This is a genomic window from Aeromonas sp. 601027 (assembly GCF_049174455.1).
GTDB lineage: Bacteria > Pseudomonadota > Gammaproteobacteria > Enterobacterales > Aeromonadaceae > Aeromonas > Aeromonas veronii_A.
In genome coordinates, this window is record NZ_JAAKTN010000001.1 from 745,751 (window position 1) to 760,526 (window position 14,776).

The following is a 14,776-nucleotide window of genomic DNA, read 5'->3' on the forward strand; positions in this document are numbered from 1 at the left end:
CCTTGTCGCCCTTTTCTTCCCCGTCTGGCCTGGCGGTCCTTCATAACTGCCAGTCATCGCTGCCCCTGTTGGCACCGAGGCCACCCATATTTGCGGCTTCTTGTCTTCCTCTCTACAAGGCCGCCCATTGACCAAGACGGCTCCACAGAGCCTCTGCTCTGTTTGCAAATAAAAGGGGTAAGTATGTCTTCCATTCGTCTGACCCAATACAGCCACGGCGCTGGCTGTGGCTGCAAAATCTCTCCCAAGGTGCTCGACACCATTCTCAAGAGCCAGATCCCGGGCTTCAACGACCCGACCCTGATCGTTGGCAATAGCAGCAAGGATGACGCGGCCGTGGTCGATATCGGCAACGGTCAGGGCATTGTCTCCACCACCGACTTCTTCATGCCCATCGTCGATGACCCCTTCACCTTTGGCCGCATCGCCGCCACCAACGCCATCAGCGATATCTACGCCATGGGCGGCAAGCCTATCGTTGCCATCGCCATCCTCGGCTGGCCCATCAATACCCTGGCGCCGGAAGTGGCCCAGCAGGTGATCGACGGCGGCCGTCAAGTGTGCCACGAAGCGGGGATTTCGCTGGCCGGTGGTCACAGTATCGATGCCCCAGAGCCCATCTTCGGCCTCGCGGTCACCGGTATCGTGCCTCTGGATGCCATCAAGCAGAACGACACCGCCAAGGTGGGTGACACCCTCTATCTGACCAAGCCCCTCGGTATCGGTATCCTCACCACCGCCCAGAAGAAGGGCAAGCTGAAGCCTGAACACGAGCAACTGGCCCCCAACGCCATGTGCACTCTCAACAAGATTGGCCAGCGCTTTGCCGAGCTGCCGGGTGTCCACGCCATGACCGACGTCACCGGTTTTGGTCTGGCGGGCCATCTGCTGGAGATGTGCGAGGGATCCAATGTCAGCGCCCGCCTCGACTTCAAGGCGCTGCCGCTGCTGGACGAGGTGGATTACTACCTCGCCGAGGGCTGCGTCCCGGGCGGCACCCTGCGCAATCACGACTCCTACGGCCACAAGCTGGATGCCATGGACGATCGCACCCGCAACATCATGTGCGATCCGCAAACCAGTGGCGGCCTGCTGGTCGCCGTGGGTAAAGAGAGCGAAGCCGAGCTGCTCGCCATCGCGCGCGAAGCTGGCCTTGCGCTCTCGCCCATCGGCCAGATCAAGCCCCTTGAGGGCTCCCGCTTTATCGAGATTGTCCAATGAGTGAATTGCCACTGGCCACGGACTACGCCCAACTCTTTTTGGACGATGTGCCGTTGATTGATGTGCGCGCCCCCATCGAGTTCAAGGAGGGGGCCTTCCCCTGCTCGACCAGCCTGCCCTTGATGACAGACGATGAGCGCGCCCAGGTGGGGACCTGCTTCAAGAAGCAGGGTCAGGCCGCCGCCATTGAGCTTGGACACAAGCTGGTGGGGGGAGCAGTGCGTGCCGAACGACTCGAAGGCTGGCTGGCGCAGTTGCGCAAGCAGCCCGATGCCCTGCTCTACTGCTTTCGCGGCGGCCTACGCTCGCAAACTGTACAACAGTGGCTGGCTGAAGCGGGGGTGACTCGCCCCCGCGTCGCCGGTGGCTACAAGGAGCTGCGCCGCTTCCTGATCGACACCCAGGACAAGGCCTCTGCCGAGTGCCGCTGGACTGTGCTGACCGGCATGACCGGCTCCGGCAAGACCCATATGCTGGACCACGTAGCTCAGGCGCTCGATCTGGAAGGACACGCCCATCACAGGGGCTCGTCGTTTGGTCAGCTGCCCGGCGGCCAGCCCAGCAACATCAATTTTGAAAACAACATGGCCATCGAGCTGCTCAAGCGCCGCCATCAGGGCGAGCATGCCTTCGTGGTCGAGGACGAGAGCCGCCTGATTGGCCGCTGCTGCCTGCCCCTCTCCCTCCATGAGGCCATGAGTCAGGCACCGCTGGTGGTGGTGGATGTACCGCAGATCGATCGCGCCGAGCAGATCCGAGAAGATTACGTGCACGATCTCTGGCTGCGCTATCAAGCCATGTATGGCCAAGAAGAGGGATGGCCGCTGTTTGCCGCCTATCTCACCGATGCGTTGGCCCGTCTCAAGCGCCGTCTTGGCGATCTGGCCCACCGCGAGCTGGATGCCCTGATGCAAACCGCTCTCACCGAGCAGGAAAAGAGCGGCGATACCGGGCTGCATCTGGCCTGGATCACGTTGCTGCTGACCCGCTACTACGACCCCATGTATCTCTATCAGCTTGGCAACAAGCAGGAGCGCATCGTGTTTCGCGGTGACAAGCAGGCCTGTCTCGACTATTTCGCCGAGCAGCATGCCAGCGCGCTGCGCGGCTGACCCATCCCAAGAGAGGAACTCTATGTTGAAATTCGAGGTGATCCCGGTCACCCAGTTCGCCCAGAACTGCTCCCTCATCTGGTGTGACGAGACCCGTCAGGCGGCACTGATCGATCCGGGCGGCGAAGCGGACAAACTGCTGGCCGCCATCGCCAAGCGCGGCCTGACCCTGACTCATATCCTGCTGACCCACGGTCATCTGGATCATGTGGGCGCCGCCGCCGAGCTGCGGGAAAAGACCGGCGTCGCCATCACCGGCCCCCACAAGGAGGACGCCTTCTGGCTCGACATGCTGCCCCAGCAGAGCCAGATGTTCGGCTTCGCCCATACCCCCGCGTTCACACCGGATCGCTGGCTTGAACAAGGTGACAAGGTGCAGCTTGGCCAGTGCGTGCTGGAGGTCTACTTCTGCCCAGGCCACACCCCGGGCCATATCGTGCTGCTGAACCAGGCCGAAAAACTCGCCTGGGTTGGCGATGTGCTGTTTGCCGGCAGCATCGGCCGCACCGACTTCCCCCGTGGCGATCACGGTACGCTGATCAAGTCGATCACCGAGACCCTGCTGCCGCTGGGTGACGAGATTGTCTTTATCCCGGGCCACGGCCCCAGCTCCACCTTCGGTCGCGAGAAGGTGAGCAACCCCTACCTGACCCAGCCTATCTGGTGATCAAAAAAGGCAGCGGTGTTAGCCGCTGCCTTTTCAATTCGTTACGCTGCAATCCCCTGGTGCATATCACTCACAATGTCTTTATCCGGACGACACCGAGAAGCCTCTGGTAATCACGATTTTCCTCAAGAAGCGGATCGCTTTGCACAATCGCTGTCAGACATAAACCCAACTCGTCTGATACCCACTGCGGCTCAGCGATAATAGCGTTCAGCAAAGACAATGCATGTGTAGGGAATTGTTTGCATAAGCCTGATTGATGCAAAAGGTGTATAACGTAATGAGTGTTTTGAATCGGCTGTAATCCAGCATGAACTGTCGCTAATGCATCCGGAAACTCACCGCGAGCGGCAATGACCAATCTGGCCAAAGTTTCAGCGATTTTACTCGTGAAGAATGCGTTGGATTTAGGCCAGATATTTTGCCAAAAAGGCTTGGCTCGGTTTATCCAGTACTCCTCACGCTGCTCACCCGCGCCATCAAGCGCTTGAACCAGTGCATGCAAAACACTTTGGAATCCCTCAGGTGGCATCACTTCAATCGCTGCACGGAACTCTTCTGGTTTATAACCATCAGCTTGTGCTAAGGCGACATACGTCATAAATGTTGCGAATTGCTGACTGTGTTCGCCCAGTTGATTGTAATGGCCAGCACAGGCGAGCAAATGTGGTTTAAAGGCCATTAATAAAGGAAGGTAAAGACGGGGTGACCAGAGAAAACCCTGCCAATATGCATTGGCATCAGCTTGATTCTCCCAATCGAGCAGAGGCAACAGGATTTGAGTCGTCCATTCTTGATCCACACGGAAAAATGTAATCAATCGAGAACAGAGTACTATGCGACCATGACGAAATACCGCAACAGTGGTATCACATAACTCTGTAAATATTGGAGCCAAATCGGCAGGCAGTCCGTCATTATCGTTCAGCTGCTGTTTAAACCACTGGTTCAATAATGCTTGAGTAATATGCCCAACGGGATGGTTAATGGCAGAACCAAGTGGATCATCAACCTCAATTCCATTACGAATGGTACGACTCCCAGCATCGACCTCCATTGGAAGCACCAATATACGATGACAAATGGCAATGATGGATTTGTCGTTATGCTCTTGGGTGCTTGCCCTCTCTATCCACCAAGTTACTGCATGGATTATTTGTAGCAACACAGGCTCGGGCATTGTTAGCACTAATGGAGCAACGAATCGCCATGAACGAAGCAGCATTTTTTCATCAGACCAACATTGCAGAGCGACTCGCCATCGGTCGACAGGCCACTCCCCCTCTTGCGAAAGGTCATACAGAGCTAGCAGGGTGTGAAAGAAACGGGTACGGCACACATCACGCCATCCATCTCGATAAGAATCCATCCTTCCAGATGATTGTTGCTTCATCCAGTCGACCAATAACTTACGCTTTCGGGGAACAATATCATCATCTCCGCGATCACTAGCGAAGCCGTTACTTTCCTCTGCCCCCCATTCGGGATGAAGGTTGGATAGTATGGCGAAGTGTTCTGCTGCCTCTTTTCCCAACACAAGCCCTGAATCATTCAACTTTGCCAATAGCTGCCAAATGGAGTGTTCGATATATATTCGTGTTGATTCCAACTCAGATGGTGGCCCGGCCAAAATAGCCGCCTCCAGCTGTGCTTGAGCATTTCCTGTCAGTAACTTTCCTTGCGCTTCAAATAAGTTTAACATCTCGGACTCAGTATCGCTGGCCCAAAGCCACCGTCCATTATCAGAGCGTAGCCATTCCGACCACAGTTCAGATGAGATGCAGTCCTCCTGGCTGGCTGCAAATAAGGCTAAACGTTTAAAGAGGGGATAAGGTAAAGAGAACCAAGATTGCGCAATATTGATTGCTTGTACTCGTTCACTTTTCAGTACCATTAACCAAGCTTCGCGCAGTAATTCAACAAGAACAAGCCAGTCATAATGACCACTATGGGAGTCATATAGAGCAATGGAAGGCAGTGCCAAATAAGAAAAGTCTCGATACTCGCTGGCATCATTCAGTTCACGCTGCAGATCCAGTGCATCGCGGAGCAGTTGTTGGAGTTCGTCCAGAAAATAAGGTAAGGCTGTTTTCCATTGTTGATTATTTACATCATGTGAAATCACATATCTCACATTATCTGCGGCAAGCACGAGTTCCCAATCTACCCGATCCCGAACATTTATTGGTTCTTGGTCCGTTTTGTTACTACTTAAATTATATGGTTTTCTCAACGCTATTTTAGGCGCAAGTAACTCCCGCAATTCCAAACGTAACATCACATTTGATGGTTCTCTTCCCAAGCGCGACATCCACTGAAAAATATTTCTATCACAATCTGAACACTTTATCCGACCAAGCAGCAACAGACGCCACAAGGTGCGCATCATAGGGTCTGGAATTGCATACTGTGACTGATCCTTGACTTCGTCAATTTCGATAAACTGACCGTCACACATCATTGAATCAAAGCGGGATAAGGCATTTTCCACTAACCTCCGCCATCGTCTATGCAATTGACCTCCATTTGAGACAACCCAAAGTAGTAATTTTGGGTTCCCCAAGTGGCGAGTAAGCCAATATGCCAAAGGTGGCATCACTTCATCCCAATCGCCTGACAAGCCATTTGTAACCACACTCATGGCTGGCGCAGACATATAGGAAGCAGGATGTTGTAGCAAGCTAAAGCTCAAGCTTTCATTTATTTTACCCTGCGGTTGCACACCAAAACATGTTAAATCATTGTGACCAAAACATTTGCTGGTAAATACATCAAGCCAGTCCAGTGATGGAGTCGGATTAAGCTGGGCAAAGCATTTGGCGGGCAAGCCTGATGGATCGGCTAAAGCCCATCGCATTCGACTAACAAAGTCGTTTTGTGACGAACTCTGATTGGGTTGCTTATATGCATACCGAGCAACTAATCGCTCCTTGCCCCTTACACCATCACGATATATAGATGCCCATACATGCAAAGTCTGATGTAACATGCGATGATAATTTACATCGTCATACATAATGGGGATGACATGTTTGTCTTGCCATTTCTGCTTCGTGATATCCAATTCATCACGTTTATAGGATGCAAAAGCAAAAATCTTCCGTGAACCATCCAATGCATGGGCGGCGGTCATATATCGCAATACAGGATCATCAATGCTGTAACCGACAAAACAGAGTGTGTAATCTCTGAATAGGCCAGCGACAAACCGAGCTGCCCAACCTTCAGTAAGATATGCCTGTCCAAAATCGCCATCAGACAAGATCAGCTGATCAAGGTCTTCTTCTGAGGCTGAATCTGGCATACGTCCGTGCAAATGCACCACTCCATTCCAACGGGATCGGGAGGGTGGGGCCTGATGAATGGTTATCGGTGATTTCCCCGCCTTTTCAAACAAGGTATCGAAGTTAGTGGTAACGAGTTTCAGGTTATCTTTTTTATCCTTGCCAAGAGTCAGCAAAGCAAGATGAGTAGTGAGAGCTCGTGGCTTTGATAAATCAGCAGTCAGGCAGGATGGTAAACCACGACGTACCGCAGCTCTCCCGCCTTGAATGCGCTTCTCATAATGTCCGATTGCGCGATCAAGTCCACCCTGTGTGACCATGTCTTGCTCAGACCTATCTAATGGCTCGCCTGCATGCTTTGACATCCTAATAACGAGCTCACCGAATCCAGGCAAACCCGCTGGATAGGAAATGCCCGCCCCACAAAAAAACAACACACGTCCCTCTTCATGGGCATGCAGCAGCTCATTGGGAATATCGGGGCCATTGGGGATAAATTGCATTTTCCTGTTTCCTATCCAGTAGATACGGTGGCTTGACTGGAATATGGTACCGCAATACCCCCCTCGATCGGCGAACCCATTTCTAGCTTTCGTCCAATAAAAAATCCCCACCCGAGGGTGAGGATTGATTTATAGGTGCAACCGTCTGGTGGCTTATTGTGCCAGCAGGTGACCTACCAGCTCATGACGCCACCCTTGCAGCAGCATCGGCTTGTCGCTGCGGGCCCGCTCTTCGTCATTCATCCGCCAGCTCCAGGTGAAGTACTGGTGGATGATCTTCTTGCTGGCAATCAGCTCGGGCGGAATATTACTCGCTTTGGCCTTCTCTTCCACCATAGCCTTGATGCGCTTGAGCTCGGCCTTGTACTGGGGGAAGTCCACCAGCCGGCGAATGGGCTCGGGCCAGCTGTCAGGATCGCTCTGCTGCGCCTTGGCGACAATATCGAGCATCCGCTTGCCGTGGATCTTGATCTCGATGGGCGAGAGGCCGAGCTCGTTGAGATCCCGCAGGGAGGCAGGACGACGCTCTGCCACCTTGAACAGGTGCAGCTCTTTGACCACGAAGTTCAGAGCCAAATCGCGGCGCACCGCCTCTTGCTGGCGCCAGGCGGCCAGCTCGCGCAGAATGGCGAGCTCGCGGCGACCCAGCTGCCAGGCGTTGACGATTTCAAGATAAGCCTGACGGGGATCACTACCCTGGGTCTTGCGGGCGGAGTGGTTCTGGCACTCCTGCTCGAACCAGGCAAACTTGCCGCTTTCCCGCAGTTTGGCCATCACCTTCTCGTAGAGAGGCATCAGGTAGAAGACATCCGCCGCCGCGTATTCGAGTTGACGCGGCGTAAGCGGGCGTGCCAGCCAGTCGGTGCGCGCCTGATCTTTTTCCAGCTCGACCCCAAGGAATTCATTCACCAGCGCACCAAAGCCGACCGAGACACCGTAACCGAGAAAGGCGGTTGCCAGCTGGGTGTCGTGCATCTGGTTGGGCAGGTGGCCCGCCTGATGCTGGATAAGCTCCAGATCTTCACCAGAGGCGTGCAGGATGGCGATCTGCCCTTCCCGGCCCAGTCGCTGCCAGAGGGCGGAGAGATCCAGCGTTAGCGGATCCAGCAGCGCCAGATGCTCGCCGTCATAGATCTGGAACAGGCCAAGCTGGGGGTAGTAGGTACGGGTGCGAACGAATTCAGTATCGATAGCCAGGGGAACGTCGGCCAGAGAAGCGAGATACTGCTCAAGTTCGTCTTGCTGAGTGATAAGTTGATAGTGCATCTGTGCCTGCGAGGTTGATCAGGGCCAAAAAGAAAAAACCGTGGGATGACCCACGGTTTTGCATAACGACGGTGCTGGTTTGCAGAGGCTTCTGCAGCCACAGTCCGGTTATTGCTTGGCAATCTCCTCGTCGCGCAGTACGCGGCGCAGGATCTTGCCCACATTGGTCTTGGGAAGTTCGTCACGAAATTCTACCAGTTTCGGCACCTTATAGGCAGTCAGATGTTTGCGGCAGTGGGCAATAATCTCGTCATCCTGCAATTTTGCATCTTTCTTGACCACAAAGATCTTCACCAGCTCGCCGGAGACCTTGTGCGGCACGCCGACAGCGGCCACTTCCAGCACTTTCGGGTGCAGAGCGACGACATCTTCGATCTCGTTCGGATAGACGTTGAAACCTGAGACCAGGATCATGTCCTTCTTGCGGTCAACGATCTTGAAGAAGCCCTGCTCGTCGCACACGGCGATATCACCGGTACAGAGCCAGCCATCCTGCATCACTTCGGCAGTCGCCTCGGGGCGCTGCCAGTAGCCAACCATCACCTGCGGGCCGCGCACCTGCATTTCGCCCGGGGTGCCGAGGTCGTGGATCACCTGACCGTTGTCATCTACCAGACGGATCTCGGTAGAGCAGACCGGCAAACCGATAGAGCCATTGTAATCAGTGAGGTCGTAGGGACAGACGCTCACCAGTGGTGAGCACTCGGTCAGACCATAGCCTTCCAGCAGCGGGGTGCCGGTCAGTGTCTTCCACTTCTCCGCGACCGCGCGCTGCACCGCCATGCCGCCGCCGATGGTCAGCTTTAGCTTGTCAAAGGCGATCCCCTGAAACTCTTCATTGTTGACCAGCGCATTGAACAGGGTGTTGACCCCGGTAATGCAGGTGAAGGGGTACTTCTTGATCTCTTTGACAAAGCCTGGGATGTCGCGCGGGTTGCTGATCAGCAGGTTGTAACCGCCGATACGCATAAAGAGCAGGCAGTTCACGGTCAGGGCAAAGACGTGATAGAGGGGCAATGCGGTGACCACGAACTCCTTGCCGCGCTCCAGCATGGGGCCGTAGACGCCGAGACACTGCTCGACGTTGGCAATCATGTTGCGATGGGTCAGCATGGCCCCTTTGGAGAGGCCGGTGGTGCCACCGGTGTACTGCAGGAAGGCGAGATCGTCGTTGGTGATCTCCGGTTTGATGTACTGCAGGAAACGCCCCTTGGAGAGGGCCTGACGCATGGTGGTGGCGTGGGGCAGATTGTATTTCGGCACCAACTTCTTGACGTACTTGACCACGAAGTTGACCAGAGTGCCCTTGGCCAGCCCCAGATTGTCCCCCATCCGGGTCAGAATAACGTGCTTGATCGGGGTGTCGTAGACCACCTTTTCCAGGGTATGGGCGAAGTTGGAGACGATGACGATGGCCTTGGCACCCGAATCTTTGAGCTGATGCTCCAGCTCGCGCGGGGTATAGAGCGGGTTGACGTTGACCACGATCATGCCGGCGCGCAGGATACCGAACACGGCGATGGGGTATTGCAGCAGGTTAGGCATCATCACCGCAACCCGATCCCCTTTCTCCAGCTTCAGCTCGTTTTGCAGGTAGGCAGCAAAGGCGCGGGACTGCTCTTCCAGCCGGCGGTAGGTGATGGTTTGGCCCATGTTGACGAAGGCGGGCTGATCGGCAAACTGGGTTACCGAGGATTCGAACATCTCGACCAGGGAGCTGTATTGGTCTGGATTGATCTCGGCGGGGACCCCTTCCGGATAACGTTTCAGCCAGACTTTTTCCACAAACTTCTCCTGCATAACTAGCACCTGTGCGCTCACTGTGTTGCCTCCGTCCCGGTTCACATCCATTTTAATCGGTTGTTTTAAGCTGATGCTCTAATGCCGCACATATTTACACAGCGCAACATCAATTAACAGCAAATTAACAACAGAAAAATGTGAGGGAGAAAACAAACCTGGAATTATTGAAAGCTGGCGATTCTACCGAACTTGACAAAACTTTACGATACAAACGGCCGTATCAACCGAATTTTCCATATGAAAATGGTGGTTTCCACCCAATATGACCCGCTCGATCTGCTGGAAGGCATCCTGACGGGCCTGCCATTGGGCTTCAAGCGCAGCAAAGCCCTGTTCCCCCTGAATCAACAGCACCGGACAACGGATAGCCGCCATCAGTGCCCGGGCTTGTCCTTCGCTCATTCTCAGGGGCGACAGATCCCGCAAGCGGGGGTCGCTGCGCCAGTGCCAGCGCCCTGCCCTCATCTCAAGCTGCCGTTCACAGATAAGACGCGCCGCCTGCGGCGTGATATCCGCCACTTTGCAACGGGCGGCGACAGCCTCATCGATGGAGGCAAAGCCGTTGGCACTGCGCTCCCGGGTGCGGCTGCGGTTTAAAATTGCACGTCGCAGCTGGGCAGGTACCTCCTCATCGGGCTGGCTCAGCGGCCCCAGCCCCTCCAGCATGACCAACCGCTCCACCTGTTCGGGGAACACCCCGGCATAGGCGGAGGCGATCAGCGCCCCGAGGGAGTGACCGAGCAGAGTGAAGCGCGACCAGCCTGCCGCCTGCACGATCTGGTAGAGATCGTCCAGCCAGTCAACAAAGACATAAGGGGTGGTTTTGTGATCGGAGTGACCATGTCCCGGCAGATCGACACAGATGAGGTGAAAATCCCCCAGATGGGGCGCCAGCGGCAAGAAGCTGGCACTGTTGTCGAGCCAGCCATGCAAGGCGATCAACAGGGGTTTGTCCTGCTGATCATGCTCCGCAGACTGGTTATCCAGCAGGGCTACCCGCCGCCCATCTGCCAGGGTCAGCAGCCTCTCGTGCATGGAGCTCATCATAACGTTAATCATGGCAAGCCTTAGCGACGCAGCGGCCGTCTCGGCCAGAAGGGATCATAGAAGGGGTCGTAGAAGTAGGGGTCCATATAGCGAACCTCTACCTCCTTGACTGGCGGCCATAGCTTGCTGCCCGTCACATTGAGCACCGAGAAGCGGTACTTGTGCTCGCCAATCTGGCTATCCACCGGTTGGCCTATGGTGCCAAGCACCGTCAGACTGCGCCCCTTGGCGTAGAGGGTCGGATCGACAAAACCCTTCATGATGGCCAGAAAACGGCCCGGGCTCTGCTCGGTCTGCTCCGGCACACCGTTGGACTTGAGCGGCAGATAGACCACTTCAATAACGCTCTGATCCGCCTTGTTGTGCACCGCAGAGATAACGCCGCTCCAGCGGGCCGGTTTGCCCTCCATTCCGCCAAGGGCGGGTTGATAGGCCACCAGCTGGTTCTCTGGCTCATAGGCCAGCTCCTTGGGGACCGAGCTGCAGGCCCCGAGCAGCAGGGCCAGCGCCCCGACCACCATAGTGCGTTTCATCATGTCGCTTCTGGACTTACACATCATGTCACTCTCCCGTTGCCGGCGTGGCCCGTCGGGCCACCCGATTGTGTTGCAGCTGATGAGCGGCAAGAGCGACATGACGTCAGCGCTCCTGCCCTTATTCGCGACCCGGCAGTTTTTTCCAGGTCACCTTGTCACGCAAATAGACCGGCGTCGCCTGCTCCACAGGCACCGCCTCCCCCGCCAGCCAGGCGTCGCGGGCCAGCGGCAGCATGTCCTCTGCCGCCGGGAAGCGCACCTGGCTCACCGCCAGCTCATCGGCCAGACCACTCAGGGTCTCGCCATAGGTTTCAAAACCGGTGCCGACGCAGGTCACAGGGCCCGTCAGCTTGCCACGGGCATCAACCAGCGCCGCGGGCTCACTCACCACCTCGTCCCCCACCAGCTGCATGCGGCCATCAATGAGCTCATAGCGGCCGAAATATACCTCGTTCATCCGCGCATCGATGGCGGTCAGCACCTGCTCGGCGCCATCCAGTCGATAGGCGCCTTGCGCCATAGCGGCCAAGGTCGAGATGCCAATCAGCGGCACACCCGCACCAAACGCCAGACCTTGCGCCACACTGATGCCGATCCGCACGCCAGTAAAGGAGCCCGGGCCGCGACCGAACGCAATGGCATCGAGGTCACTCAAACTTATCCCGGCATCCTCTAACACAGCCTGAACCATGGGCAGGATTTTTCGGGTGTGATCCCGTGGCGCCTCCTCCCAGCGGGAGAACAGCTTGTCACCCACCAGCAAGGCGGCGGAGCAGGCTTCGGTGGCGGTATCAACGGCCAGGATCTTCAACTCGTTCATGCTTTCCAATCTCTATAAAATCAGTCAATTACATAACCGGCAAGCGAGATACGCTCACCCGTTGTTCAAATCTGTTAGCTGGCGGCACACTTATTCACCGCGTTCAGTGCGATCGAAAAAACGCCCCAGCGTTCCCAACTCCCGGGTACGGGGGATGGCGGGCAGACTCTTGATAAAGGTGGCGCCGTAAGGTTTGTTGACCATGCGTGGATCACAGATCACCAGCACCCCGTGATCACTGCGATCACGAATAAGCCGTCCCACCCCCTGTTTGAGGGCAATCACCGCCTTGGGCAACTGCAGCTCGGCGAAGGGATCCCCCCCCTTGAGTTTGCAATCATCCACCCGCGCCTTGAGCAGCGGATCATCAGGGCTGGCAAACGGCAGTTTGTCGATGATAACACACGACAACGCCGCCCCTCTCACGTCGATCCCCTCCCAGAAACTGCTGGTCGCCACCAGCACGGCGCGGCCATTCTCGACAAACTCCTTGAGCAACCGCTGCTTGTTATCCTCCCCCTGCAGCAAGACGGTGCGACCAATTTCCCGGCGCAGCACCTCGGCCACCTGACGCATCACCTGATGGCTGGTGCAGAGGAAGAAGCAGCCGCCCGGTGTCTTGTTGATCAGCGGGATCATCAGATTGGCCAGCTGCTCGCCACGGCCAAAGGCGTTGGGCTCCGGCAGATAGCGGGGCACACAGAGCCGCGCCTGCTCGCCATAGTCGAACGGACTGTCGAGGATCAGCTCGGCGCTGCCCGCCAGCCCCAGCTCGGCCTTGAAGTGATCAAACCGCATATCCACCGTCAGGGTAGCGGAGGTGAAGACCCAGGCCACTTCCGGTCTTTGCACCTCGGCACTGAATCGCTCGGCCACCGATAGCGGCGTCAGATTGAGGGTGAAATGAAGCCGCGAGCAGTCGTACCAGTAGGAGAAACCGGTCTGGTTGACCGCCAGCACTTCACCCAAGCGGGTGCGCAATTCACTGATGCGCTCGAAGGCGTGATCCAGCTGCTCGCCCCGGCCGAGAGCCAGTTTCAGCACCTCGTAGCAGAGCCCGATAGCATCGTTGAGACGAGCCAAGGCCTGACCCCAGAGCGGCTGGCGCAGCATGTCGCGGGTATTGCCGCGACCGCCATCCACTCCGAAGGCGAGCCGTAAATCCTGACTGGCGATAGCGAGCCGGTCTGCCGCCTTGCCAAGCTGGGCCATGTCGCGGGCCTCGGCCCGATAGGCAAGCTGGATATCCTGCGCCAAATCCTGAATCGTTCGGCTGCCCACCGACTTGCCGAAGTAGTTGGTGGCGATCTCCGGCAGCTGATGTGCCTCGTCAAAGACATAGACTTGCGCTTCGGGCACCAACTCGCCAAATCCGGTGTCTTTCACCGCCATATCGGCGAAGAAGAGGTGGTGGTTGATCACCACCACCTGGGCGTCCATGGCTCGACGTCGGGCCACCACCAGATGGCAGTCGTCGTAATAGGGGCAGTCGCGACCGAGGCAGTTGTCGTTGGTGCTGGTGACGTGGGCGAGGATCTCGGCGTTCTCCTGCAATCCCGGAATATCCCCCACATCGCCGTTATCGGTGGCGGTAGACCAGGATTTGACCTTCACCAGATCGTTCAGGATCTCAGGCTTTTGCAGATGGGATTCGCTCAAGAGCCGGTTCATCCGCTCGATGCAGAGATAGTTGCTGCGCCCCTTGAGCAAGGCCACCGGCGGGGTGTAGGAGAGCGCTCCTGTGATGGTCGGGAGATCCCGATAGAAGAGCTGCTCCTGCAGGTTCTTGGAGCCGGTGCTGATCACCACCCGTTTGCCGGATTTCAGCGCTGGCACCAGATAGGCGTAAGTCTTGCCGGTACCAGTCCCCGCCTCCACCAGCAGACGGCCACCACTTTTGATGGCGCGCGCGACCGCTTCGGCCATCTCCAGTTGGGGAGCGCGGGCTTTGAAACCGTCGATATGGCTGGCCAGAGGGCCATCTGGCTTGAACAGGGTCTGGATGGTCAAAAGGGCGTCCCGCAGCAAAAGCGGCCATTATGCCAAAAGCGCGGCAAAAGCGGGACAGATAATCTGCCTAGACGAACAGATCGATCTGATGCTCGGGATCCGGCTTGTGATCACCTTCCTCCGCCTTGGGCTGATCACGTTTGGCGGGCGTGTTATACGCCTGCTGGCGCTGCTGAGAATCACTGTTGTCAGTGCTGGTCTTGCGCAGCTGATGCTTCTTGCTGATCTGATTCACTTCCCGCTTGATCTCTTCGCTGCCGGGCGCGGCAGGTGCCCGGGGCAAAATGGGGAACAACAGGTCCTGGCTGGGCATGATGGCGACTCCTGCAGGGGTTATTGTCTAGTTATCGACCAGAAAACCGTTTTCGCCACTTTAATCGATCAAATCACAATTTCGGGTTGCATTTTCTGTCAAGGCAGGTAGTTTAAATCAGGCGTCAATTACGACATCTTATTTTGTAAAGGATTGATTACATGAAGTTCACCACCCTGAAGACTCATCACCAC

The 14,776-nt window shown here is 56.3% G+C and carries 11 protein-coding genes and 1 other annotated feature (1 of these 12 only partly in view); of the genes, 3 read left to right on the plus strand and 8 right to left on the minus strand.

The genetic code is table 11. The features are described 5' to 3' along the window. Positions 1–183: 183 nt before the first annotated feature. Genes selD through G5193_RS03210 form a run of 3 tightly spaced genes read left to right on the plus strand, consistent with a single transcriptional unit; the run spans position 184 to position 3,000 of the window. Positions 184–1,221 carry a selenide, water dikinase SelD gene (selD, locus tag G5193_RS03200; RefSeq protein WP_043850834.1) on the plus strand — a complete coding sequence of 346 codons (1,038 nt, stop codon included), beginning with the start codon at positions 184–186 and terminating at the stop codon, positions 1,219–1,221. After that, positions 1,218–2,333 carry a tRNA 2-selenouridine(34) synthase MnmH gene (gene mnmH / locus G5193_RS03205; protein ID WP_421204929.1) on the plus strand — a complete coding sequence of 372 codons (1,116 nt, stop codon included), beginning with the start codon at positions 1,218–1,220 and terminating at the stop codon, positions 2,331–2,333. Before selD ends, mnmH begins: the two co-directional genes overlap by 4 nt. Positions 2,334–2,355: 22 nt before the next feature. Beyond that, the gene (locus G5193_RS03210) at positions 2,356–3,000 is read left to right on the plus strand and encodes an MBL fold metallo-hydrolase (RefSeq protein WP_421204930.1); all 645 of its coding nucleotides are present in this window, start codon (positions 2,356–2,358) and stop codon (positions 2,998–3,000) included. A 70-nt stretch (positions 3,001–3,070) separates the two neighbouring features. Here G5193_RS03210 and dsr1 read toward each other — a convergent pair whose 3' ends face one another. The 8 genes from dsr1 to G5193_RS03250 all read right to left on the minus strand — a co-directional run bounded on the left by dsr1 (position 3,071) and on the right by G5193_RS03250 (position 14,582). Further along, positions 3,071–6,787, minus strand: a complete 3,717-nt coding sequence (gene dsr1 / locus G5193_RS03215; protein ID WP_421204931.1) for an anti-phage defense-associated sirtuin Dsr1 — start codon at positions 6,785–6,787, stop codon at positions 3,071–3,073. Positions 6,788–6,940: 153 nt separating this feature from the next. Beyond that, entirely contained in the window at positions 6,941–8,053 is a 1,113-nt protein-coding gene (gene rnd / locus G5193_RS03220; protein WP_019446433.1) for a ribonuclease D, read from the minus strand. A gap of 108 nt (positions 8,054–8,161) precedes the next feature. Continuing rightward, positions 8,162–9,838, minus strand: a complete 1,677-nt coding sequence (gene fadD, locus G5193_RS03225; protein WP_421204992.1) for a long-chain-fatty-acid--CoA ligase FadD — start codon at positions 9,836–9,838, stop codon at positions 8,162–8,164. Between the two features lie 198 nt (positions 9,839–10,036). Then, on the minus strand, positions 10,037–10,915 hold the full coding sequence (locus G5193_RS03230; protein ID WP_421204932.1) for an alpha/beta fold hydrolase: 879 nt from the start codon (positions 10,913–10,915) through the stop codon (positions 10,037–10,039). Positions 10,916–10,923: 8 nt separating this feature from the next. Continuing rightward, positions 10,924–11,439, minus strand: a complete 516-nt coding sequence (locus G5193_RS03235; protein WP_019446435.1) for a Slp family lipoprotein — start codon at positions 11,437–11,439, stop codon at positions 10,924–10,926. Positions 11,440–11,557: 118 nt separating this feature from the next. Beyond that, the gene (gene tsaB / locus G5193_RS03240; protein ID WP_421204933.1) at positions 11,558–12,259 is read right to left on the minus strand and encodes a tRNA (adenosine(37)-N6)-threonylcarbamoyltransferase complex dimerization subunit type 1 TsaB; all 702 of its coding nucleotides are present in this window, start codon (positions 12,257–12,259) and stop codon (positions 11,558–11,560) included. Positions 12,260–12,349: 90 nt separating this feature from the next. Next, on the minus strand, positions 12,350–14,269 hold the full coding sequence (locus G5193_RS03245; protein WP_421204934.1) for an ATP-dependent DNA helicase: 1,920 nt from the start codon (positions 14,267–14,269) through the stop codon (positions 12,350–12,352). Positions 14,270–14,336: 67 nt separating this feature from the next. Then, positions 14,337–14,582, minus strand: coding sequence for a hypothetical protein (locus G5193_RS03250; RefSeq protein WP_047440092.1), 246 nt, complete (start codon positions 14,580–14,582; stop codon positions 14,337–14,339). 187 nt (positions 14,583–14,769) lie between these two features. Then, positions 14,770–14,776 (plus strand) — a sequence feature (His leader region) (it continues 118 nt past the right edge of the window).